The 22639-nt window shown below is 42.7% G+C and carries 23 protein-coding genes; all 23 read left to right on the top strand.

From position 1 onward, the window contains the following. Window positions 1-32: 32 nt before the first annotated feature. A complete protein-coding gene (locus tag ACTHOQ_RS01445) occupies window positions 33-431 on the top strand; it encodes a hypothetical protein (protein WP_440493887.1) in 399 nt (132 codons plus the stop codon). Window positions 432-441: 10 nt separating this feature from the next. Next, complete coding sequence (locus ACTHOQ_RS01440; protein WP_440493886.1) at window positions 442-5271, top strand: DUF4132 domain-containing protein; 4830 nt, start codon at window positions 442-444, stop codon at window positions 5269-5271. Window positions 5272-5399: 128 nt separating this feature from the next. Further along, window positions 5400-6710, top strand: coding sequence for a ribosome biogenesis GTPase Der (gene der, locus ACTHOQ_RS01435; protein WP_440493885.1), 1311 nt, complete (start codon window positions 5400-5402; stop codon window positions 6708-6710). Between the two features lie 114 nt (window positions 6711-6824). Further along, window positions 6825-7838, top strand: coding sequence for an NAD(P)H-dependent glycerol-3-phosphate dehydrogenase (locus ACTHOQ_RS01430; protein ID WP_440493884.1), 1014 nt, complete (start codon window positions 6825-6827; stop codon window positions 7836-7838). Window positions 7839-8085: 247 nt separating this feature from the next. Beyond that, entirely contained in the window at window positions 8086-8355 is a 270-nt protein-coding gene (locus ACTHOQ_RS01425) for a DUF2768 domain-containing protein (protein ID WP_440493883.1), read from the top strand. A gap of 19 nt (window positions 8356-8374) precedes the next feature. Further along, window positions 8375-9097, top strand: a complete 723-nt coding sequence (locus tag ACTHOQ_RS01420) for a YphF family lipoprotein (RefSeq protein ID WP_440493882.1) — start codon at window positions 8375-8377, stop codon at window positions 9095-9097. A 242-nt stretch (window positions 9098-9339) separates the two neighbouring features. Beyond that, entirely contained in the window at window positions 9340-10848 is a 1509-nt protein-coding gene (gene spoIVA / locus ACTHOQ_RS01415) for a stage IV sporulation protein A (protein WP_440493881.1), read from the top strand. A 202-nt stretch (window positions 10849-11050) separates the two neighbouring features. Further along, window positions 11051-11323, top strand: a complete 273-nt coding sequence (hbs, locus tag ACTHOQ_RS01410; protein ID WP_004232618.1) for a non-specific DNA-binding protein Hbs — start codon at window positions 11051-11053, stop codon at window positions 11321-11323. Window positions 11324-11554: 231 nt separating this feature from the next. Then, entirely contained in the window at window positions 11555-12124 is a 570-nt protein-coding gene (gene folE / locus ACTHOQ_RS01405) for a GTP cyclohydrolase I FolE (RefSeq protein ID WP_440493880.1), read from the top strand. A gap of 55 nt (window positions 12125-12179) precedes the next feature. Continuing rightward, window positions 12180-12395, top strand: a complete 216-nt coding sequence (mtrB, locus tag ACTHOQ_RS01400) for a trp RNA-binding attenuation protein MtrB (protein WP_191698172.1) — start codon at window positions 12180-12182, stop codon at window positions 12393-12395. Window positions 12396-12710: 315 nt separating this feature from the next. Then, a complete protein-coding gene (locus tag ACTHOQ_RS01395; protein WP_440493879.1) occupies window positions 12711-13457 on the top strand; it encodes a heptaprenyl diphosphate synthase component 1 in 747 nt (248 codons plus the stop codon). A gap of 24 nt (window positions 13458-13481) precedes the next feature. After that, window positions 13482-14183: a demethylmenaquinone methyltransferase gene (locus ACTHOQ_RS01390; protein ID WP_440493878.1), complete on the top strand. Its 702-nt coding sequence runs from the start codon at window positions 13482-13484 to the stop codon at window positions 14181-14183. 22 nt (window positions 14184-14205) lie between these two features. Continuing rightward, a complete protein-coding gene (gene hepT / locus ACTHOQ_RS01385; RefSeq protein WP_440493877.1) occupies window positions 14206-15180 on the top strand; it encodes a heptaprenyl diphosphate synthase component II in 975 nt (324 codons plus the stop codon). 114 nt (window positions 15181-15294) lie between these two features. Then, window positions 15295-15714 (top strand): nucleoside-diphosphate kinase, encoded by a 420-nt coding sequence (ndk, locus tag ACTHOQ_RS01380; protein ID WP_440493876.1) that lies wholly within the window; start codon window positions 15295-15297, stop codon window positions 15712-15714. Window positions 15715-15867: 153 nt separating this feature from the next. Beyond that, window positions 15868-16089, top strand: a complete 222-nt coding sequence (locus ACTHOQ_RS01375; RefSeq protein WP_440493875.1) for a hypothetical protein — start codon at window positions 15868-15870, stop codon at window positions 16087-16089. Between the two features lie 39 nt (window positions 16090-16128). Continuing rightward, window positions 16129-16359, top strand: coding sequence for a hypothetical protein (locus tag ACTHOQ_RS01370; RefSeq protein WP_440493874.1), 231 nt, complete (start codon window positions 16129-16131; stop codon window positions 16357-16359). 21 nt (window positions 16360-16380) lie between these two features. Further along, a complete protein-coding gene (locus ACTHOQ_RS01365) occupies window positions 16381-16611 on the top strand; it encodes a hypothetical protein (protein WP_440493873.1) in 231 nt (76 codons plus the stop codon). A gap of 80 nt (window positions 16612-16691) precedes the next feature. Then, window positions 16692-17462, top strand: a complete 771-nt coding sequence (locus ACTHOQ_RS01360) for a CheR family methyltransferase (protein WP_440493872.1) — start codon at window positions 16692-16694, stop codon at window positions 17460-17462. Window positions 17463-17717: 255 nt separating this feature from the next. Then, window positions 17718-18899 carry a chorismate synthase gene (gene aroC, locus ACTHOQ_RS01355; RefSeq protein WP_440493871.1) on the top strand — a complete coding sequence of 394 codons (1182 nt, stop codon included), beginning with the start codon at window positions 17718-17720 and terminating at the stop codon, window positions 18897-18899. A 1-nt stretch (window position 18900) separates the two neighbouring features. Beyond that, entirely contained in the window at window positions 18901-19992 is a 1092-nt protein-coding gene (aroB, locus tag ACTHOQ_RS01350; RefSeq protein WP_440493870.1) for a 3-dehydroquinate synthase, read from the top strand. Next, complete coding sequence (gene aroH, locus ACTHOQ_RS01345; RefSeq protein WP_440493869.1) at window positions 19989-20351, top strand: chorismate mutase; 363 nt, start codon at window positions 19989-19991, stop codon at window positions 20349-20351. Before aroB ends, aroH begins: the two co-directional genes overlap by 4 nt. A 26-nt stretch (window positions 20352-20377) precedes the next feature. Continuing rightward, entirely contained in the window at window positions 20378-21478 is a 1101-nt protein-coding gene (gene hisC, locus ACTHOQ_RS01340; RefSeq protein ID WP_440493868.1) for a histidinol-phosphate transaminase, read from the top strand. Beyond that, entirely contained in the window at window positions 21475-22572 is a 1098-nt protein-coding gene (locus ACTHOQ_RS01335) for a prephenate dehydrogenase (protein ID WP_440493867.1), read from the top strand. The genes hisC and ACTHOQ_RS01335 overlap by 4 nt, the downstream gene beginning before the upstream one ends. Window positions 22573-22639: the final 67 nt, after the last annotated feature.

The following is a 22639-nucleotide window of genomic DNA, read 5'->3' as shown; positions in this document are numbered from 1 at the left end:
TGGAATATAGCTGAGTGAGGAGGAGCGTTTCATTGAACATTACTGTAAAGAAAAAGTCTCTCGGCCGCAGCCGTAAGCTTGTGTCGGTATCATATGAGCTCGCACAAAGGCCGCGCACGCTAAGGGATTTGCTATGTGAGCTTGTCGCAATTGAAATCGAAGGCTACAATGGCGCCGATACGCTGCTGCATTTTTTAACGGAGAGCGACGAGGCGAATTTAGCTGAGACTGGGCACATTAAATTTTCGACCATTACGCCGCATGAGCAGAAAAATATTGAAAAAAGCATTCGCGCGATGGAACTGGCATTTGAGGACGGGCTCTTTAAGGTATTGCAGGGGCAGCATATGTATGGATCCTTGGACGATGGAATTCATTCCGAGGAAACAGATTGGACATTTATTAAGCTGACATTTTTAGCAGGAAGATAGGAGGGGTATTGTGACAATTACTACAATGGAGCAATTACAATTGCAAATTACCGAAGAAACGGGCTATGACAGTTATGATATTGCATCTGCATTTAATCAATTATCACTTGAAACGTTTACAGATTTAAAGGAGAGCGAGCTATTCGCATTTTTGCGGTCTGTTCTATCGAAGGAGCGTATGGTGCTGTTTGAGGAAATGCTTGATTTGCTGCAAACGCTCCCGTACAGTCAATCGTATTACCGCCGTTCGTACCGGGCGCCGGGTTGTGTAATGATGTACGGTACACGCATCGCGAAAATCATCCTTCATTTGAAAAATCAGCCGGAGTACGATTTTTATGAGGTGTTTGCGCATAACGGGAAAACGGACTATGAAAATGGAAGCTGGCAGTTTGTTACAAACGAGCATAAGCCGATTGTTTCAGCAGAATTGTTTACATATGAACTAGCGGTCAAATTGAATGCAAAAGAGGCGCGCCTTGAGGCAATAATACGTGAAATTTTATGGAAAAACGGCGCACATCCATTGTATAACAAGGAACTCATCCGCGGCATTATCATGTCTCAAAATGAGGAAATGCATCAGCTGCTGGCAAATGTTTTATTAGCGGCGAAAAATCAGGAGGGCGTGCGTCAAGTAATAACCGAATCGATTGATGAAGGCTCTCTTAAAAGTCAGCTGGCATTTATGAAAGTGATTCTAGAGCATGATTTATTGCGTTTTTCATCTGTGGCGCGCGCAATCGATGTTTGGTTTGGGCTCGGCTATGATGTGTCCGAAAGCAGGCAATTGCAGTACGTGCTGCAAACGGGCTACGCAGCGCTGCAGGATGATGCGCTTATTGAAACATTGCTTTCGAGCAGCAGTAATTTAGATATATTTATTGCCCTCTGGTGCATCGGGAGTCGGGATATTAATGATGTGCTGGAACGTGCCGATTATTTATTGTCGCGCGAGGATTATGTTCAACAAACGCTGCTGTACACACTGCGTAATATGGAAATTAACGGTCGTGTAAGCCATTTAGTGTATCCGTATATGCTGAAAACGACTAATTTAGTGACATTCTTATATGGTTTTAAATTAGTCGCGACGTATCTTCCGTATGGCTCGCGCTATTCGGATAAGGATGAGCGGCAAACTGTGCAGGAATTTTTTGACGAGCATCCTTGGTTGGCAGAACATGCTGCACAATGGTTGGAAAAAGTCGAGCAATTTATCGGTGAATTCCGCGGGGACACTTATACAGTTGATCGCACACCATTCACGTTTTTACATGCGACTTTCAGTAAGCTTGAGCTATTTAAGCTACAGCTTCTATTAGCGATTTATTTGGAGGATGATAGTTATATAGCTGCGCTTGCGGCAAACGTTTCAAAAATGTCCGTTGATTGCCGGGAATATTTTTATTTCTTTGCTCCAGCGTGCATGGGGAATTATGACCTGCTGCTGCCGGCGATTAAGGACCGCAGCTCAGGTGTTCGATTTGATGCAATTAAACAGCTTAAGCATATTCAGTTCCCGCTTGAAAAAATGAAGCAACATATCCCGTCGCTGCTCTCGTTAAAAGCAGGAGATATGCGCATTGCAGTCATTGAGCTTTTAAAAGGGCAACCAATTGACCAAATTGAGGCGATGGCTGAGGAGCTATTGCAGAGCAAAAAGGAAAATGTACGGCTTGGCATTTTAGAGCTATTAGTAGAGTGTAAGGGACAGCTGACGAAGAGCGATTGGGCAAGCTATTTACCGGAACCGACTGCCAAGGAATTAAAGTATCTCCGTCAGTTTGAGGAGACGAGGGAAAACTTTTTAGCCGAGCCGATGGAGCCGATTCATTATATTATAGAGCCGGAAACGGATATGTATTACACGTTCAAAGATTTTATTTATCATGACTTTGAGCTGTTGGAGGAGAAGCTGCAGCCACTTCGGGCGCTTATTGAGAAGCATGCTGAAGTGGAGTACGAACGGGAAAACTATTATGGTGAAAATATTAGCACACTGATCGGGAATTATTTGCAGGCGGATGCGAGTAAAGCGAAAATGCCGGGTTCTATCGATGAGCTGCCATTGGCGGAGGTGTGGGTAGATTGGCTGCTGAAAAGTGATGTAACGGTAGATGATGTATGCTGCTATTTATATGCAAAAGCAGTAGGGGTCAACAAGTATTGGTTCCGTCGGGGGCTCACAGATGAGGCCGAGGCGTTTTTCGACGACTATGTGCCGGTTGAGCGACAGCAGGTCATCTTCAATTTGTTCGGCGATGCACTTTATGAGCAGCAATTATCGACGATTATGCATTATGTGCTAGCGGACGGGGATGCTCCGCTGCAAACGATGCTGCGCGGGCAGCTTGAAGAGGTTGCTTTTGATTATGGGCTGTTTTGCAGCAATATGCTGTGCGAGTTTGCAAGCAATGGTTATGACGCGGATTTGGGCGAAAAGTATAAGGGACAGCCTTACACAGCGATTGACATTGAATTTTTCAGTGCCGCGCTTTCCGCTATGGGGACATATGTACGCTCACCGCAGCAGATTATCCAATATTTCTATACAGTGGCGCAGTTTTTTGAGCGCGTAGAGGAGCAGTTTGAATATATCTCACTTGCGGGCGTTGTTTCAGGCTTTAGCGCGGGGATTTTAACGGAAAAGCATGTGCGCCGTATTTTGTGCATGAAAAAATTCCACTATGTACTCGAGCAGCGACAAGGGGATATTCAGTTAATAGGGCAATATGCGCGCGGTCAGGATATGTTGTCAATCATCGATGAGCTGAAGGAGTTTGTTATTGAGGAAGAGCTGTGCCGCGGAGATTTGGAGACGGAAACGACTGAAATGGTGCGCCATATTAGGAGCGTCAGTGGGATTGACTACTTTGTCCGTCTATTACAGGTATTAGACGGCGAAAAATTAAGCCGTCAATGGATGTATGGCGTGCAGACAAGGAAGGACAGTTTATCGAATTTATTAGGGAAAGTTGTGCTGAATCGGCAAGAAACGAACGAAGAATGCTTTGCGAAGCTGGACGCGGCAGGCTTTACGGATGCACGATTAATTGAGGCGATGCTCTATAATTCGGCGCTTATCCCCCTTATTAGTGAATATATTGGCTGGGACGGGCTTGAAGAGGTGGCGTGGTATTTTATCGCACATACATCGGAGTCCACATCGGATTTTGAAACGGCGAAAATCATGGAATACAGTGCGATTCCGGTAGCGGACTTCCAGCGAGGAGCCTTTGACCGCACATGGTTTGTAAATGCGCGCGCGAATCTTACACAGCAGCAGTTTAATCAAGTGTATGATGCGGCGAAGTATGCGTCGTCCGGCTCGAACCACAGGCGCGCCCAGCTTTATGCACGTGCGACATTAGGTGAGCTGGACGGTGTGCAGCTAAAAGAGGAAATTGCAGCGAAACGAAATAAAGATAAGCTGCGTGCCTATAGCCTAATGCCTGCAAATATGGGCGAGGCAAAGGAACGTTATTTATTTTTCCGGCAGTTTTTAAAGGAAAGCCGCCAGTTTGGTGCCCAGCGCCGTGCGAGTGAGGCCGAATCGGTGGAGATGGCGATTTTCAATCTTGCGCAACAGGTTGCAAGCGGCAATACGACGCAGTTCATGTGGCAAATGGAACAGGAGCGCTATAAGGAGCTCGAAGCATTTTTTACACCGCTGGATATTGATGGCGTCCAGCTGTGCCTTGTACAGGAAGGGCAAAAGGTTGAACTCGAAATTATGAAGCAAGGTAAAGCGATAAAATCCGTGCCGAAAAAGCTAGCGAAGCATCCGGAAGTGCTTGCTGTGCAGTCGGCGAAAAAAGAGCTGACGGACCAATACCGTCGCATGAAGCAGCAGCTAGAGGAGTCGATGTGCGAGGAAGTGCTGTTTGATGCTGCGATTATTTATGGGCTGCTTGAAAATAGGCTGCTTGCAGGGCTATTAAGCAATTTAATTTGGCAACAGGGCGACCGCTTTTTTGCGATTTCGGACAAGCAGTTTATTACTTCTAAGTATACGGTAACACTTGTTGCAGGCGATATTCAAATCGCGCACCCGGCACACTTTTTCGAAGCAGGGAATTGGCGCGAATGGCAGCACTTTGTATTTGAGCAGGGCTATAAGCAGCCATTTAAGCAGGTGTTCCGCGAGTTTTATTTACCGACAAAGGGTGAGCGAGAGCAGCTGTCCACAAACCGCTTTGAAGGCTACCAAATTCAGCCGACGAAAGCAGTCGCGCTCTTAAAGTCGCGTGGCTGGAAAACGGGTTATTATGAGCCGCTGCGCAAAATTTCTTATCGCTATAATGTCATTGCGTATGCGGATTTCGTTTATGATGCCTATACGCCTGCCGATGTAGAGATGCCTACGCTTGAGGACATTTATTTTGCATGGCGTCTGACGTCCAAAAAGGCAAGGCTTGATGAGGTGGCACCTGTATACTTTAGCGAGGTTATGCGAGATTTGGATTTAGTTGTCAGTGTGGCGCATGCAGGAGATGTAGATCCGGAAGCCTCGCACTCGACGGTTGAAATGCGTGCGGTCATTGCTGAGGAAATGATTCAATTATTCCAATTAAGCAATGTGCAGGTTAAGGCGCCGCATATTATTATTAAAGGCAGCATGGGCGACTATACGATTCATTTAGGCAGCGGCAATGTGCATCAGCTGGGCGGCGCGATGATCCCTGTCATTGCGATTCCTTCGCAGCAACGCGGTCGCGTATTTTTACCGTTTGTTGATGAGGACCCGAAAACAGCGGAAATTAGTGCCAAATTATTGTTGTTTGCGGATGATGAAAAGATTAATGACCCGAATATTCGGGCGAGCATTCGGCAATAAAATGGAGGAAGCGGGGTAAATGGATTCATTTGCTTCACGCATACATTTCGAATGTTGCAAAAAAATGATATAATAACCAAATTCGTGTATAATACGGAAAGACAAGAGTTTGGAAGGATGAAGTACAGATGACAAAACCAGTAATCGCCATCGTAGGACGTCCGAACGTAGGTAAATCGACAATTTTTAACAGGATCGTCGGGGAACGTGTATCGATCGTGGAAGATATTCCGGGTGTAACACGTGACCGCATTTACAGTTCGGCTGACTGGCTGGCACATGAATTTAATATTATCGACACTGGTGGTATAGAGATTGGCGATGAGCCATTTTTGGAACAAATCCGTCAACAGGCGGAAATCGCGATTGAAGAGGCGGATGTTATTATTTTCATGACAAATGGGCGTGAAGGTGTAACTGCTGCAGATGAGCAAGTTGCGAAAATTTTATATAAAACGAAAAAACCGGTTGTATTAGGCGTCAACAAAATCGATAATCCGGATATGCGCCATATGATCTATGATTTTTATTCTCTAGGTTTTGGCGAGCCTTGGCCGATTTCAGGTTCGCATGGTTTAGGTTTGGGGGATTTACTGGACGAATGCGCGAAGCATTTCCCGCAGCCGGATGAAGAGCAATATGACGAAGATACGATTAAATTTTCGTTGATCGGTCGGCCGAATGTCGGAAAATCCTCATTAGTGAACGCATTTTTAGGACAAGACCGTGTCATTGTAAGCGATATTCAAGGTACAACGCGCGATGCGATCGACTCCCCGTATTCGTATGATGGGCAAGACTATGTCATTATCGATACGGCAGGTATGCGCAAAAAGGGGAAAGTGTACGAATCCACGGAAAAGTATTCCGTGCTACGTGCATTGCGTGCAATTGAACGCTCAGATGTTGTTTTAGTTGTGCTGAATGCAGATGAAGGCATCCAGGAACAGGATAAAAAAATCGCCGGCTATGCTCATGAAGCAGGTAAAGCGGTAATTATCGTTGTAAACAAATGGGACGCGATTGAAAAGGACGAAAAAACGATGAACTTCTATACAGAGCAGATTCGTGAACATTTCCTGTTTTTGGATTACGCGCCGATTGTTTTCGTTTCAGCAAAAACGAAGCAGCGTGTGCACAATATTTTGCCGATTATTAAGCGTGTAAGCGAAAACCATGCAATGCGCATTCAATCTTCCATTTTAAATGAAGTAATTGAAGATTCGATTGCACGTAATCCAGCACCGACAGACAAAGGTCGCCGCTTGCGTATTTATTATGCAACACAAGTCGCGATTAAGCCGCCGACATTCGTCGTGTTCGTAAATGAACCGGAATTGATGCACTTCTCTTATGAGCGCTTTTTGGAAAACCGTATACGCGAGACTTTCGACTTTGAAGGGACTCCGATTCGCCTTATTACACGTGCTCGTGACTAAATCAATTATTGATGCGCTAGTTTATGAAAATGAACTAGCGTTTTTGTTCATAAAGGAAATTTGACTTGAAGTGTAAAAAATATGCTAGCTTTAAGTGGAATTGGGGGTTTTTTAATGGAAAATGTAGTAGTTTTAGGGGCAGGCTCTTGGGGGACTGCACTTGCGATTGTATTAGCGGAGAATGGACATAATACATTGATCTGGTCACATCGGGAAGACCAGGCAAACGAAATCAATGTACAGCATATGAATAAAAAATATTTGCCGAATACAGTGCTGCCGGAAAATTTAAAGGCAACCTCAAATTTGGAAATTGCCGCCAAGCATGGCACGATCATTGTAATGGCGGTGCCGACGAAGGGCATTCGCGAAGTTTGCGGAAATATTTCGGAACACTTAGCGGAAAAGGCGATATTCGTCCATGTGTCAAAAGGGATTGAGCCGGATACATTAATGCGTATTTCAGAGCTTATGAAAGAAAGCCTGAAAGAAACTGCAGTTAGCGACATTGTCGTATTATCAGGTCCTTCCCATGCGGAGGAAGTCGTTTTACAGCATCCGACAACGGTCACAGCCGCATGCAGCAACTTAAAGGCGGCGGAAAAAGTGCAGGATTTATTTATGAACCACTATTTCCGGGTTTATACAAATGAAGATGTGACTGGTGTTGAAATTGGCGGTGCGCTCAAAAATGTCATTGCACTTGCTGCAGGTATGACAGACGGTTTAAATTACGGCGATAATGCAAAGGCGGCCCTTATAACACGGGGATTGGCCGAAATTTCGCGGCTAGGCATAAAAATGGGCGGCAATCCATTTACATTCGCAGGACTGACTGGTATGGGCGACTTGATCGTAACATGCACAAGCGTGCATTCCCGAAACTGGCGTGCAGGCAATATGCTCGGCAAAGGAATGAAGCTTGAGCAAGTATTGGAAGAGATGGGCATGGTTGTCGAAGGAGTGCGCACGACAAAGGCAGCTTACCAATTATCGCAAAAATACGATGTTTCCATGCCGATTACATCAGCGCTCTATGATGTATTATTTAAAGATATGGAACCGAAAATATTAGTCGAATCACTGATGCTGCGGACGAAAAAAAGCGAAATCGATGAAATGAGCTAACGGCAAATTATTGAAGGCACTATAGTAGACAGATAACTGTAAGCTGGGGATGCCAAAGCTTGACGTAAAAAAGCTTTGATCGGAATGAAGCGAAACCGGTCCGCACAATAAGACGGAAAATCAAAAAATTTAATAATTTGTCACAAATAACGAGGGGGGCGTGTATGTCTCCTGTTTTTTTTTACCTGAAAAGGCTATAATTATTAGCGGTATAAACGCGAAAATATATGGAAAGGCGGTTTTAGCATTGCAACACTATATGCAAATGATGAATCCGGTGTCAAATTTACTACTAAACTCTGCACGTGGTCCTTTGGCGAGCATGCATTCATTGGACGTTATGTGGGTTTCATTTTATTCGATTGGTTTGTTATTGGCTTCAATATTAATCATTTCAGCGGTCCGTAAATGGGTACATAATGCATTTTTGTCGTTTTTATTCAAATTTATCGCCTATGCAATGTTTTTTATCGGGACATTGTTGATGGTACTTGTCATACTAACATGGCCAAACTAATAGAGGGGGAAAACATAAAATGAAGTTGTCGAAATGGTTTGTTCTTTTATCATTGTTAGTGATGGTTTTGTCAGGATGCGGTTCATCGACAAATTTTGATCAATCAAGCTTAAGGCCTGATACTGATATGCTTGCTGGTGTGCAGCGTGCTGTCAACGAATATCGCGAAGATACAGGTGTCCTGCCGATCAAAACGCGCGATCAAGATACTGATATTTTTATTAAATATTTAATCGACTTTGAAAAGCTTGTACCAAAATATATCGGCTCTCCGCCAGCAAATGCCTATGAAAAGGGGGGCATTTTCCAGTATATTATTTGGGACCCTGAAGAAAATCCGACAGTGAAGCTTGTCGATTTGCGTACACCTGAGCGTATGAGGGAGATCAACATCCGATTCAAAGGCACGAAATATCCGCAATTTAAGGATAAAGTGGTGGAACATGTATATACAATCAACTTTGAAAATATCGGCTATAAGGAAGATATAACCGTTCAAAGCCCGTATTCGAATAATCAGCTGCCGCTTGTCGTCTCCGCTGAAGGGAATTTATATGTAGATTATTCCATCGATCTATATACATATATGAAGGATAATGATATAACAGCCCAGCCTGGTGAGGACATTCGTGAAATTTTAGTGGAAAATTTCCCGGTAGTCCCGGCATATTCATTGCCATATACAGTGGATGAAAACAATGAACCGGTCATTATGTATGATCCAACGAACAAAGAAAAATAACGGAAAAATGGTGTGCAGGAAGTTTCATCTTTCTTCACGCCTTTTTTCATATTTAAAAACGCATTTACATATAGTGTTTTGATAATGAATACAATTAACTTCTTTTAGCAAGGGCAGAAACCTTCATTGAAAGAAGTTAAAGCTTCCGGCGGATATCTCGAATTCGGAAAAGGGGTGCTTTGTGCAAGCATAAAGCCGGATTCGGATGCAATTATGCCGAGGCATAATTGATTTAACAACAAATGATTACGGGATATAAAGGAGGCAATACGATTAGTGAGCATATTTTTCAGCAACTAGCTGAACGTACGAATGGTGATCTTTATATTGGGGTAGTAGGACCGGTGCGAGTCGGGAAGTCGACTTTTGTAAAAAAGGTGATGGAAGGCGTAATTTTACCGAACATCGAAAATGCTGAAGATCGGATGCGTGCAATGGATGAGCTTCCTCAAAGTTCGCCTGGCCCGACTATTATGACATCCGAGCCGAAGTTTGTCCCGGCACAAGGAACGACGATTACTTTTGGGGAAAGCGAAATACCGTTTCGTGTCAGACTTGTCGACTGTGTCGGGTATGTAATTGATGGGGCAAAAGGCTATCAGGATGAAACAGGGCCGAAATTTGTGCAAACACCATGGCATAATGAAGCAATCGCATTCCAAGAGGCGGCAAAAATCGGTACAGACAAAGTAATCCGGGATCATGCAAATATTGGTATTGTTGTGACGACAGATGGAACTGTAAACGGCATGTCGCGCTCGGCAGTGGAAAAAGCGGAGCAACAAATTATCGACCAGCTCACAGAAATCGGAAAACCTTTCGTGATCGTGCTCAATAGTACAGCCCCGCATTCAGCGGAAGCACAAAGCATCCAGCATGCATTGATGCAAAAATACGACGTTCCTGTCATCGCAACGGCAATTCAGCATATGCAATTAAACGATGTCATGATGATTTTGCAAGAAGCGCTATTTGAATTCAACGTAAATGAAATTCGGGTGGAAAAGCCGGATTGGTTAGATGTGCTGGATGAACATCATCATTTAAATGAAACATTGGCATTTGCGACTACACAATTGCAGGATGACGCGATGAAAATCCGTGATGTGGAAGCGGCGAGTCAACTGCTGCGGGAAATCGACTTTGTGGAAAGCTGCACCGTTGAAAACATCGATGCAGGACAAGGGGTTGCAACACTGCGTGTAAACGTCCATAATGACGCCTATAAAGAAGCGTGTGCAGAGTGGCTCGAAAAACCAGTCGAATCGAAAAAAGAATGGCTCTTGTTCATTAAAGAAGCGTCAGAGGCAAAAGCGGCACAGCGGAGATTCCGCGATGCCATTGAACAGGCGAAGGAACACGGCTATGGTGTTACATTGCCGGCGATGGACGAATTTACGCCGAGCGAACCGGAGTTGATTGAGCAAAATAACTTTTACGGTGTGCGCATGAAAGCGACAGCCCCTTCTTATCATATTATCCGGATTGATATGGAAGCCGAGTTTTCACCGTTAATCGGCTCTGAGTTTCATAGTCAGCATTTATTGAAAGATTTGCAGCATGCCTATGAATTCGATCGCCAGGCATTATGGCAAACTCAATTATTCGGAACACCATTGCATGAAGTTTTAACCGAAAGCATCCGATATAAAATGAAAGGCGTGCCGAACCATGCCAAAAATAGAATGCGCTTAATGCTGGAAAGATTAATAAATGAAGGCGAAAGAGGTTTAATCACGTTTATCATTTAACAAAACAGGAAATAAACATAGCAGTTGAAATTTTACAGGATAGCTCACTTTTATAGGTGAATTGTCCTGTAATTTCTGTTTTTTTGGAAAAAAAGTTAAAATATCATTAAAACATGATTGAATTCAGTTGCGTAGCGGTTTTCTGTATGTTAATCTTTTTACAGGATTTAGATTCATGACCCTTTGAGAGGAGGTGAATGGTGTGAATAAAACAGAATTAGTAAACTCTGTTGCTGAAGCTGCAGGTCTTTCTAAAAAAGACGCTTCTAAAGCAGTTGAAGCTGTATTTGATACAATTCAAGATGCTCTTGCAAAGGGTGACAAAGTACAATTAATCGGTTTTGGTAACTTTGAAGTTCGTGAGCGTGCAGCACGTAAAGGGCGTAACCCGCAAACTGGTAAGGAAATCGAAATCGCTGCTTCGAAAGTACCTGCTTTTAAACCAGGTAAAGCACTTAAAGACGCTGTAAAATAATTCAGCTTCTTAAGGTACATAGAGTAGCTCTCAGCCAATCTGAGAGCTGCTCTTTTTTGATTATTGCTGTTTTTGAATAACTATGCCAAAAAAAGTAGAACTGTTTTGAACTTATGCGCTTAATATGCTACGATTCAAGAGTGTATTTCATAACTTACATAATATAATGAGAATGAATTAATATAGATTTATACATAAAAAACGTTTTGGTTTGTAGGAGGAAATTGTTTCATGACAAATGTCGATTTAAAAAAGATAGAAGAAGCAGTGAAAATGATTTTAGAAGCGGTTGGGGAAGATGTGGCGCGTGAAGGATTACTCGATACGCCAAAACGTGTTTCAAAAATGTATGCTGAAATGTTCAGTGGCTTAAATGAAGATCCGCGCGATTATTTCAGTACAGTATTCCATGAAGATCATGAGGAGCTTGTTCTAGTGAAGGACATCCCATTCTATTCTATGTGTGAGCATCATTTAGTCCCTTTTTACGGCATAGCACATATTGCATACATACCGAAGGACGGAAAAGTAGCCGGCTTAAGCAAATTGGGACGCTGCCTGGAATCTGTAGCGCGCCGCCCGCAATTGCAAGAGCGCATCACATCGACGGTGGCGGATACGATTATGGAAATGCTGAACCCGAAAGGTGTTTATGTTGTTGTAGAGGCCGAACATATGTGTATGACGATGCGCGGATTGAAAAAACCGGGATCCAAAACGGTGACGGCTGTTGCGCGCGGTATTTATGAGCAGGATGATGTGAAGCGAAATGAAGTAATTACATTCATCCAAATGAAATAATGCGATCAATTATGGTATTATGAACAGAGAAATCAACAGGCGGGGAGATTGCAAAATGGCACAACCAGATTATATTATTATCGAAGCAGAAGAAGATGGTGTACATGTTATTGGTTTGACGCGTGGAACGGATACGAAATTCCACCACTCCGAAAAGCTGGATGCCGGCGAAGTGATGATTGCCCAGTTCACCGAGCATACGTCCGCAATGAAAATCCGTGGAAAAGCAAAAATCCATTCCGCGCATGGGACGATTCAAAGCAAAAAGTAGAGAAACCGGATTCTTAAGCAAATAAATTAAAAAAAACATTGAATGTTTTAACTTCTTTCAGCAAATTTTTGTATACCGAAAGCATAGCATAGGAAAAAATCCTACCCTTCTATAAAGTGATGCACAAATGGCCTCTGAAAGAAGTTAAGCCTCTGGGAAATGTCGCGGATTTTTGAAGGAAACTTATTATACACCAAATCAGCCTAAAAGCTTGGCAACGGCTGACAAAACCATGTCCTGTGGGTTCAAAGCCCGGAAAATCTGGACGCAATTACGCTAAGACGTAATTGATAATATTGAAATGGAGTAATTTCTATGAATGCAACATCTATTATACAATCGGTTCAAACGTTACAATCAAATATTCTGCAGCATGTTCATCATAGAGCATTACTTCAAAATGTTGGACAACCTACGTTACAAGAGGAACAATTGTTTTTTATTCAGCTTCCGTTTTTAAATGGGGCACAGATGAATGATGATCGTAAAATAAGCGCGATAACCGTCGGGATTGTACATGCATCGCTTTTGGAGCATGAAAAAGTGATGGAAGTTGAAGCGACGAGCAAAGAACAGCAGCTGATTGTCCTGTCGGGCGATTACTATAGTGGTCGCTATTATCAATTGCTCGCGCAAACGGGCAATATTTTATTGATCCAAAAATTGTCCAGAGGAATTGTGAATCGTTGTGAGCACCAAATACGATTGTATGAGCCTGAGCAGCGATCGCTCGAGCAATGGGTTCAAAGTTTAATGATTATCGAAAGTGAATTGATTTCGCAATATTATGATGTATACGGTTTCACTGCGTATACGGATTTGATGCAAAATACATTGACATATATCCGATTGAAAAAAGAGCTACAATTAATACAAAAGGGGCAGAACGGCTTTTTGTATAGAGTGTTGGCGCTGGCGGATAATCCGGCCGCTATTCCTTCTGCAGCGGAAAGCATAGATGAGCAATTAACCGTATATAAGAAAAGGTTGCGGGAAATTGTGAAGCATATGAATTTACACAATGATTTGAAACAATCCATAGAGCAATACATTACTGTTTAGTGAACTTAGAAAGGTTTTGAAAAGATGGCAAAATCGAAAGAACAACATGTCCATGAAGTGTTTGAAAGCATTTCTGAGAGCTATGATAAAATGAATTCAGTCATTAGCTTCCAAATGCATGTAGGCTGGCGTGAAGATACGATGAAGCGTATGGCTGTGAAAAAGGGCTCAACATGTCTGGACGTATGCTGCGGCACTGCTGACTGGACGATTGCATTATCGAAGGCAGTCGGCGAAGAAGGCACTGTAAAAGGGCTGGATTTCAGTGAAAATATGCTGAAAGTCGGCAAGCAAAAGACAGCGGATATAACAAATATTGAGCTTATCCACGGAAACGCCATGGAATTGCCGTACGAAGATAATACATTCGATTATGTGACAATCGGCTTTGGCTTACGTAACGTACCGGACTATATGCAAGTATTGCGTGAAATGAATCGTGTCGTTAAACCGGGTGGAATGGTTGTATGTTTGGAAACATCCCAATCCGAAATTCCGGTATATCGTCAGCTTTTCCGTTTTTACTTCAATTATATTATGCCTATGTTCGGAAAATTATTTGCGAAGAGCTATAAAGAGTATTCCTGGCTGCAGGAGTCGGCAAATGACTTCCCCGGCATGAAAAAATTAGCGCAAATGTTCCGTGAAGCAGGCTATGAAAATGTCTCATATAAACCATATAGCGGCGGGGCGGCGGCTATGCACATGGGCTTTAAGAAGAAATAACAGTGGGAGTAGGTTTTGACGCGTGGAAAAGATGAAAATTAAAATGCTATATGCGGATATTAAATCAGATATAGAAATCATCGAAAACGAATTAGAACAAGCGTTGAATTCATCTTCACACTTATTGAATGATGCCTCAATACATTTACTGCAAGCTGGCGGAAAACGTATTCGACCAGTATTTACGTTACTAAGTGCCAAATTTGGTGACTATAATATTGAGCGAATGAAAAACATCGCTGTCCCGCTCGAATTAATCCATATGGGTTCATTAGTGCATGATGATGTTATCGACGATTCGGATATGCGCAGGGGTCGGGAAACGGTGAAAGCGCAATGGAATAACCGTGTGGCGATGTATACAGGGAATTTTATATTTGCCCGTGCACTGCAATATGTGACGAGCATCGAAAATCCGCGGGCACATCAAATATTAGCGAAAACGATGGTGGAGCTAGTAAATGGTGAAGTCATTCAAATCGAGGATAAGTTTCGTTTAGATCAAAATTTGAAAGATTATTTCCGTCGCATTAAGCGTAAAACAGCATTGTTAATCGAATCAAGCTGTGAACTGGGTGCGGTAGTAAGTGGTGCCGATGAAAGAACGGCAAGCCATTTAAAGCGTTACGGCTATTTTGTCGGGATGAGCTTTCAAATAGTGGATGATATTTTAGATTTCACAGCTACAGACAAACAGCTGGGCAAGCCGGCTGGCAGTGATTTAATGCAAGGTAATATTACGTTGCCGATTTTATTGATGAAAAATGATCCGCAGCTTGCCCCTTATTTATCAAAGGTGGCGACGGTTGGGTTAACCGAGCAGGAGCGTCAAAATATGCTGATGCTCGTGCGCAATTCGGATGCGATAAAAGAGGCTGCAAAAATCAGCAATCTGTATTTGCAAAAGGCGTTAAAAGAAGTGGACGCATTGCCTAACCATCCGATGAAAAAGAAATTGCGCGATATCGCTATTTTTATGGGCAAGCGAAAATCTTGAATAATATCGCCAAATTATAGGCAAATCTAATATTTGTTGCAGTATGAGTAGGTTTTTGGTAATATTTATCGGTAGGTGTAAAACCTTTTACTCAAATTTAAGGAGTGTTAATCAATGGCAATCGAAAAAACTTTTTTAATGGTTAAACCAGATGGCGTAGAGCGTCAAGTAATCGGTGATATCGTAGACCGTTTTGAGCGTCGCGGTTTCGTAATGCGCGGAGCAAAATTAATGGTACCAACTCGTGAATTAGCTGAAAAACACTATGCAGAACACGCTGAGCGTCCATTCTTCGGTGAATTAGTAGATTTCATTACTTCAGGTCCTGTATTCGGCATGGTTTGGGAAGGCGAAAACGTAATCCAATTATCCCGTATTATGATGGGTGCTACAAAGCCTGAAGAATCAAACCCAGGAACAATCCGCGGTGACTACGCTGTAACATTATCTCACAACGTAATCCACGGTTCTGACTCTTTAGCTTCTGCTGAACGCGAAATCGGTTTATGGTTCCCAGAAGGTTTAGCTGAATAATCAAACATTCAAAAAGCTATCACTTATAAAGTGGTGGCTTTTTTTGTAACAGGAAAAATTTTGGCTATTAATGTTATAATAGATCAGAATAATGAAACTATATTTAAAATACATACGTATAAAAAATACCGATTATAAAGAGGGAGGATGTCTATGTGGGTTTGGGTGATTGTTGCAGCAATAGCAGTCGGAGCCATTGCGGTTATTACAGAGGCACGCAATGAAAGCAAGCGCATTGATGTGAATAAACTGAACAAAGAAATCGAGCTGGAGAAATTGCGTCTCGAAAATTTTGAAAAAGAAACAGAAAAAATGCGTTTAGAATTGGAACATTCAAAGCAGCTATTATTGGAGCATAAGCAAAAGCAATTATAATAATTTTACATAGCGATATAGATAGAAGGAGTGACACATATGTTTTGGACAATGATTACAATAGTGGCCGTAGTAGGAATTTTAACGGATACGTACACGAAAAATAAAAAAATTGATTTAAAACGTCTCGACAAGGAAATTGAGCTTGAAAAACTAAGGCTGGAAAATTATGATAAAGAAACAGCGAAGATGAAGCTGGAGCTGGAACATACGAAACAATTGCTGATCGAAACAGAATCGACAAGCAATTTAAGCAAGAATAATAATTGATAAGGGAGCGTCATATTACGTATGGAAGATATTATTATTTTGTCTATTATTTTTGGGTCAGGTGCTTTAATTTCACTAACAGCCATACTTACCGGCCACAAACGATCTAGCTTGAAACTGCAAATCAAAATGCTGGAAAAAGAGACGGAGCTTGAGCAAATCCGCTTGCAAAGCTATCATTCCGAAACGGAAAAAATGAAGCTTGAACTTGAACAATCAAAACAGCTTTTGCTTGATAAGCGCCACGAATAGCCTTTATGGGCAAATTCTATTTCAGGATCAGGGAATTTCAGCTATAATAGGCTTACGTTAGATGAGGGGAAAGATGAATAATGTCAGATTACGTACAATTTATAGATGGCATTAAGCGCAAAACAGGCATTGATTTAGCTCTTTATAAAGAAGCGCAGATGAAACGCCGCTTAACATCATTATATGAAAAGAAAGGCTATAAAAATTTTATTGATTTTTTTGCGGCCCTTGATAAAGACCATGATTTAATGAATGAGTTTTTGGATCGTATGACGATTAATGTTTCCGAGTTTTACCGTAACGGAAAACGCTGGGAAGTTTTGCAAAATAAGATTTTTCCATTATTATTGCAAACGAACAAACGTCTGAAAATATGGAGCGCTGCTTGTTCGACAGGTGAAGAGCCTTATAGTCTGGCGATGGTATTGTCACATCATTTACCATTATCCCAAGTAAATATTTTAGCGACAGATCTCGATGAAAACGTAATTCAAAAAGCGAAATTGGGGCTCTATCCGGAGCGATCTCTAGCAGAAGTGCCGGGGGCTGTGCAGGCGAAGTATTTCAACCAGGAAGGGCAATTTTATAAAGTGAAGGATGAGATCAAACGCACGGTCACATTCAAAAAGCATAACTTATTAAAAGATCCGTATGATTCGAATTTTGATCTGATTGTTTGCCGCAATGTGATGATTTACTTTACCGAAGAAGCTAAAGATCAAATTTATACAAACTTTAGTAAAGCATTGCGACCTGGCGGGGTGTTATTTGTAGGTTCCACTGAGCAAATATTCAACCCTGCAAAGTATGGCCTGGAAGTGGAAGATACATTTTTCTACCGTAAAAAATAAATTGGCAATATTGGCCCTGTATCGTGGAAGAAAAGCTGAAAAGACTTTTAAAGCTACATAAAATGTGCTTTTCGTATAATAGAGCGAAAAGCGCATTTTTGTTTCATTCCGCTTACAGATGCATCATTTTCTAGCTGAAACGTTCAGAATATTCTAAAATAGCGCTTTAGCATAAAGAAACAGTACTGATATTTAAATTGAAATATGTTATAGTGAAAAATACATACTTTAGCGAGTTGAAGGGAGAAAGTGTTTATGCGTTATTTAACAGCAGGAGAGTCACATGGTCCACAATTAACAACGATTATTGAGGGGTTGCCTTCATTGCTTCCGGTAGCTGCGGAAAAAATCAATTATGATTTAAAACGTCGTCAAGGCGGTCATGGTCGAGGACGCCGTATGCAAATTGAAACAGATACGGTGGAAATTGTCTCAGGTGTACGCCATGGAAAAACTTTAGGGTCGCCTGTAGCATTAGTCGTTACGAATGATGACTGGAAGCATTGGACGAAAATTATGGGAGCGGCACAGTTGCCGGAAGATATTGACCCAACAGAAATTAAGCGCCAAATTTCACGCCCGCGCCCAGGTCACGCAGACTTGGTTGGGGGAATGAAATACGGTCATCGTGATTTGCGAAACGTATTAGAGCGTTCCAGTGCACGTGAAACGACGGTACGTGTTGCAGTTGGTTCTGTTGCGAAAGCATTGTTAAACGAGCTTGGCATTTCGATTGTGTCACATGTAACTGAAATTGTAGGAATCAAAGCAGACAGCAGTTTGTTGGAAGGCAAAACAGCAGACGAAATCCGGGCAATTATCGAAAATGACCCTTGCTACTGTATTGATCCGGAAGCTTCAGCGAAAATGGTGGAAGCGATTGATGAAGCGAAACAAGCAGGCGATTCAATTGGCGGAGTTGTAGAAGTGATTGTGGAAGGCTTGCCGGCGGGTATTGGTTCATACGTGCACTACGATCGCAAATTAGATTCGAAGCTTGCAGCAGCAATGTTAAGCATCAATGCATTTAAAGGCGTCGAGTTCGGCATTGGTTTTGAGATGGCACGAAAAAAAGGGTCGGAAGTGCATGATGAAATTTTATGGGATGAAGAAAGCGGCTATACACGCGCAACAAATCGCTTAGGCGGTTTGGAAGGCGGGATGACGACAGGAATGCCAATTGTCGTGCGTGGCGTCATGAAGCCGATCCCGACATTATATAAGCCATTGCAAAGTGTGGATATCGAAACGAAGGAGCCGTTTAAAGCAAGTGTCGAGCGTTCTGATAGCTGTGCAGTGCCTGCAGCATCGGTTGTGGCGGAACATGTCATTGCCTGGGAAATTGCCAATGCCATTGTCGAGCAATTCCACAGTGACCAATTACCCCAATTAAAAGCGCAATTGGATGAAATGCGCCAGTATACGAAGGAGTATTAATATGGAGATTCCAGTACGAGCTGCATCCCATTCGTATTCTGTGACGATTGGGAAAGGCATATTGAATGAAGCAGTTGCAGCAGTTAACGATTTATTTGCAAAAGCGGATAAAATTATTGTTTTGACGGACGAAAATGTTTGGTCTGCGCAACAAAGCTATTTTGAAGCCAATTTCCCGCATGCATTCCGCTTGTTAGTAATGCCTGCAGGCGAAAAGTGCAAAAGCTTCGATAATTACAATGCAGTGCAAACTTATTTGCTGGAGCAGAAATGCACGCGGAAATCAATGATTATCGCTTTTGGCGGCGGAGCGGTCGGTGACTTGGCCGGCTTTGCTGCTGCCACTTATATGCGGGGGATTCCATTCATCCAAATTCCAACGACGATTTTGGCGCATGATTCAGCAGTTGGCGGCAAAACGGCTATTAATCATGCACTCGGTAAAAATATGATCGGCGCTTTTTACCAGCCGGAAGCCGTAATTTTCGATACAATATTTTTACATAGCTTATCAGAAAAAGAAATACGCTCAGGCATGGCGGAAGTAATTAAGCATGCTTTAATTTCTGATGCCCACTGGGTTGAAGAGCTTTTAGAGGGTGACCGTATTACGGGACTTCCGGAAGATTTGCTGGCGAACTATTTGGCGCATGGCATACAAGTAAAAGCAGCAATTGTCGAGCAGGATGAAACAGAACAGTCCGTAAGAAAGTATCTCAACTTAGGTCATACGTACGGGCATGCAATTGAGGCGGCTGCAGGCTATGGTCGTGTAGCACATGGAGAAGCCGTAATGATTGGTCTTATTTATTCACTTCTATTAAGTGAGAAATACGGTAAAGTAGATCATCAATTTACAAAACGCTTTTTACATTTTGCAATCGAAAACGGATATCCGTTTGAAGCTGTGCAGGAATTCACTTTTGAGCAACTAACGGAATATTTACTGAAAGATAAAAAAGCCGACTACGGACAATTGCAGTTTGTGCTGCTGGAAACAATCGGTCAGCCCTTTGTTCAAAAAGTTGAGCTTGAACAATGCAGAGAAATTGATCGTCAACTAAGAGCATTATTAGTGGAGGTGCAGCAATGATTCGTGGAATTCGCGGCGCAATTACAATTGCTGAAGATAAAGCCGAGTTTGTATGGGGAGAAACGGCAAGACTAGTTAAAGAAGTTGCGATACAAAATAAGATTGAACCGGAAGATATTGCCTCTGTGACAATTTCTACAACCCCGGATATACATTCTGCCTTCCCTGCCAAGTCGGTTCGGACGATGCCAGGCTGGCAGTATGTACCGATTATGTGTATGCATGAAATGGATGTACCAGGTGCACTGCCGTTATGTATACGCGTATTGTTACATGTAAACACAGATATGACACAGCATGAAATCCGACATGTATATTTGGAAGAAGCGGTAAAATTACGACCGGATTTAGTGAAATAATTGCTAGTTAGAGGGAGACGTTGATGATGAAGTGGAAACAACAGTTAAATGGCATGAAAGCATACCAACCAGGAAAACCGATTGAAGAAGTGAAAAAGCTTTTCGGATTAGATGAAGTCATCAAGCTCGCTTCCAATGAAAATCCATTTGGCAGCTCGCCTAAAGTAAAACAATTTTTGCAAGCAGACGAATCTAATCATGCGATATATCCGGATGGCTATGCACAAAGCTTGCGTACATCTTTGGCTAAATTTTACGGTGTCGCGGAAAATGAATTGATTTTAGGGAATGGTTCAGATGATTTAATCGCGATTATTACCCGTGCCTTGCTATATCCGGGTGTCAATACAGTCATGGCTGATCCATCGTTTTCTCAATACTGGCATAATGCGGATATCGAAGGAGCGGAAGTGCGTAGAATACCGCTGAACAACGGTGTGCATGATTTACATGCAATTTACGAGGCGATAGATGAAAACACATCAGTCGTATGGGTATGCAATCCGAATAATCCTACAGGGACAATTGTGCCGGATGAAGCATTAAGAGACTTTTTGGCAAAAGTGCCGGCGGATGTTTTTGTCGTGCTGGATGAGGCGTATATAGAATATGTCAATGACCCGTCCTATAAAGATACATTGCATTATTTCCGCGAATATTCCAATTTGATTTTGCTCCGCACATTTTCGAAGGCGTATGGTTTAGCGTCATTCCGCGTCGGTTACGGCATTGCCCAAGCTGAGGTAATTGCAAAGCTTGACCCAGTGCGCGCACCGTTCAACAATACGGTTTTAAGCCAACAAGCAGCGCATATCGCATTGCAGGATCAGCAATATATCGCAAGCTGCCGTGAAGCGAATGAAATCGGCAAAAAGCAATATGTCGCGTTTTGTGAAAAGCATGGGCTGAATTACTTCCCATCGCAAACAAACTTTGTCATGTTTGAAGTGAAGGCAAGCAGCAACACTGTGTTCGAGGAAATGATGAAACGCGGCTTTATTATACGCAGTGGTGCAGCGCTCGGTTTAGAAGGCTATATACGGGTGACGATTGGGACAGAAGCACAAAATGCGAAATTTCTGCAGTTGCTTGAAGAGGTGTTAACAGAGCAAGGAGTACTCGTATGACACGCAATGTTTTCGTAATCGGACTAGGGCTGATTGGCGGATCAATTGCATTGGCTCTTCAAAAAGCTCCGCGCACGAAAGTGTTTGGCTATGATGCACATGAACAAACGAGGCAATTGGCCAGCACATTAAATGTTGTACATGAAGTTGTGGAGGATCCGGCAGAATTTGCGAAAGAGGCGGATGTGATTATTTTTGGGACGCCTGTCAATGTGACGCTCGAATTGATGGAGCAGTTAAAAAGCTGGGAATTAAAGCGCGGGGTTATCATTACAGATACAGGCAGCACAAAATCCCGAATTATGGAAAAGGCTTTGGAGCTTCGCCAATCAGGAATTGTCTTCATCGGCGGACATCCAATGGCAGGATCCCATAAAAGCGGGATTACTGCCGCAAAACCATACTTGCTGGAAAATGCCTATTATATGTTGACGCCAAATGAAGGAGAAGAAATTGAAAAATTGGCCGCTTTGGATGACCTATTAAAATTCACGCTTGGAAAAATGGTCGTTGTCGATGCAAAAGTCCACGACCATATGACAGCTGTCGTGAGTCACTTCCCGCATATTATTGCGGCATCTTTAGTGCATCAGCTCAATACGGAAAAGCAAACCTACCCGATGACGTCCTCTCTGGCTGCGGGCGGCTTTCGTGATATTACGCGCATTGCCTCATCTAACCCGGCTTTATGGCGCGATATTACGATGCAAAACCGCAAAGAATTAGTAGGGCAGCTTGATGCATGGCTTACGGAAATGAATCGTGTGCGGGATTTGCTGAATGCCGGCGATGCCAAAGCGATCGAAAACTATTTCAGCGATGCACGCGATGTTCGGGATAGCTTGCCGGTCGCAAACGGGGCATTATATATGCCATATGATCTGTATGTGGACATCCCTGACTATCCTGGTGTCATTTCGGAAGTGACAGGATACTTGGCGGAGGATAATATTAGTATTACGAATATCCGGATTGTGGAGACGCGCGTCGATGTATTCGGTATTTTAGTAATCAGCTTTCAGACGAACGAAGACCGTGAGCGTGCAGCAAAATGCATTGCACATAAAGCAAACTACGATACGCATATTTCATGAAAGGCGCATTTTCGTTCATCTTCATTCGGCGCGTGCCATACAGTTTTGTAGGAAATTTTTAGAGTAT

The organism is Solibacillus silvestris, from assembly GCF_051967575.1.
In the GTDB taxonomy this organism is placed as follows: Bacteria; Bacillota; Bacilli; order Bacillales_A; family Planococcaceae; genus Solibacillus; species Solibacillus silvestris_B.
Note: the sequence above shows the minus strand (reverse complement) of the source record. Positions and strands in the feature narration are given on the sequence as shown.